The organism is Roseicyclus sp. (assembly GCF_052168335.1).
Classification (GTDB): Bacteria; Pseudomonadota; Alphaproteobacteria; order Rhodobacterales; family Rhodobacteraceae; genus Roseibacterium.
On record NZ_JBQLZP010000278.1, the window covers coordinates 1 to 2,254 of the forward strand.

General features: G+C 70.0%; 2 protein-coding genes. One reads left to right on the forward strand and one right to left on the reverse strand.

All coding sequences use genetic code 11. From position 1 onward, the window contains the following. Positions 1–1,130, reverse strand: a 1,130-nt coding sequence (locus ACTS11_RS08425; protein ID WP_442639879.1) for an AMP-binding protein, incomplete at its 3' end; no start/stop codon positions are given. A gap of 213 nt (positions 1,131–1,343) precedes the next feature. On the opposite strand from ACTS11_RS08425, the gene ACTS11_RS08430 reads away from it, so the two are divergent. Beyond that, on the forward strand, positions 1,344–2,254 hold a 911-nt coding region (locus ACTS11_RS08430; protein ID WP_442639880.1), incomplete at its 3' end, for a helix-turn-helix domain-containing protein.

Consider the following 2,254-nt stretch of genomic DNA (forward strand, 5'->3'; position numbering starts at 1 on the left):
GAGGAGAGGTCGTACTTCGTCACGAAGTCGTCGCCCTGGCCCATCAGCGCGCGGATCGCCGTCGGCGCGGTGTAGAACTGGTTGACCTTGTGCTTCTCGCAGACGGCCCAGAACCGGCCCGCGTCGGGGAAGGTCGGCACGCCCTCGAACATCAGCGTCGTGGCCCCGTTCGCCAGCGGCCCGTAGACGATGTAGCTGTGGCCCGTGACCCAGCCCACGTCCGCCGTGCACCAGAAGACGTCGCCCTCGTGGTAGTCGAAGGTGTACTGGTGCGTCATCGCGGCGTAGACGAGGTAGCCGCCCGAGGTATGCACCACGCCCTTCGGCTGGCCGGTCGAGCCCGAGGTGTAGAGGATGAAGAGCGGGTCCTCGGCGTTGATCTCCGCGGGCGCGCAGTAATCGTCGGCCTCGAGGCGCAATTCGTTGTAGTCGTGGTCGCGGCCCTGGATCCAGGTCGTCTGCCCGCCGGTGCGCTTGACGACGAGCACCTTGACCTCGTGCAGCACGTTCAGGAGTGCGGCGTCGGTGTTGGACTTCAGCGGCGTGGCGCGCCCGCCGCGCGGCGCCTCGTCGGCGGTGATGACGACCTTCGCGTCGCAGCCGTTGATCCGCGCCCCGAGCGCGTCGGGCGAGAAGCCGGCGAAGACGATGGAGTGGATCGCCCCGATCCGTGCGCAGGCGAGCATCGCATAGGCCGCCTCGGGGATCATCGGCAGGTAGAGCACGACGCGGTCGCCCTTCCGCACGCCCATGTCCTCGAGGATGTTCGCCATCCGGCAGACCTCGCGGTGCAGTTCCGCATAGGTGATGTGGCGCGCCTCGTCCTTCGGGTCGTCCGGCTCCCAGATGATGGCGGTCTGGTTCGCGCGGGCGGGCAGGTGGCGGTCGACGCAGTTCGCAGCGACGTTCAGCGTGCCGTCCTCGAACCACCTGATCGAGATGTTGCCCGGCGCGAAGCTGACGTCCCTGACCTTCGTGTAGGGCTTCATCCAGTCGATCCTGCGCCCGTGTTCGCCCCAGAACGCCTCGGGATCGGCGATCGAGGCCGCGTACATCTCCTCGTAGCGGGCGGCGTCGATATGCGCCTTGGAGGCGAATTCCGAGGCGGGGGGCGTCATGTCGTTGGGCATCGTCTGTCTCCTCCCAGGGGTCAGGTCTGCGGGTCCCGCGGGGGCGCCGCCCCCGTTCCGTCGCGCCGGAGTGTTCCGCAACGGCAAGCGGGAGGCAAGCGGGGCCTTGGTCGCAGGCGCCGTGTCGCAACCTTGTCAATCTTCTTCTTCAACCCGTTGGCTTGGTGCAGAAAATCTGTTAACAAACCATGTAAACCCGTGTGGAGCGAGATCATGGCCGCCCTTCAGGCGCCGGCGCGGCGCGCCCAGTTGACCGGAAACCGCATCCGCGAGCGGCGGCTCCTGATCGGGATGAAGCAGGCCGCGCTGGCCGAGGCGGTCGGCATTTCGGCCTCCTATCTCAATCTCATCGAGCACAACCGCAGGAGGATCGGCGGCAAGCTCCTGGTCGAGCTCGCCCGCACGCTGGGGGTGGAGCCGGGCTTCCTCTCGGACGGGGCGGACGCGACCATCCACGACACGCTCCAGGCCGCCGCGCGCGACGTGGCCGAGGTCTTCGGCGCCGCGCCCGAGACCGACCGCATCGACGATCTCGCGGCGCGCTTTCCCGGCTGGACCGGGATCATCGCGCTCCAGCAGAAGCGGATCGCCGGGCTCGAGGGCGCGGTCGAGGGCTTGCGCGACCGGCTCGGCCACGACCCGGTTCTCGCCGAGGCGATGCACGAGATCCTCTCCTCCGTCGCCGCGATCCGCTCGACCGCCGACATTCTGGTGCGCGAGCGCGACCTCGACCCGGCCTGGCGCGGGCGCTTCCACCGCAACCTCCACGAGGAGGCCGAGCGCCTCTCGGCGCGGGCGACGCAGATGCTCGGCCATTTCGAGGCGCCGGACGCGCGCGGCGCGCCGCTCTCGGCGACCCCGATCGAGACGGTGGAGGCGATGTTCGACGCGAACGACCACCATTTCCCCGAGATCGAGCGCGCGGGCGTGGCGGCCATCCCCGCGATCCTCGCGCGCAGCCCCGGCATGGAGGACGAGGACACCCGCGCGCTGGCGGAACGGGCGCTCGGGACCTACGCGGCCGACGCCGCGCGGCTGCCGCTCGAGGCGCTGCTTCCGGCGGCGCGGGCCTCGGGGTTCGATCCCGGCGCGCTCCTCTGGCTCGGGGCGGGGGACGTGGCGGT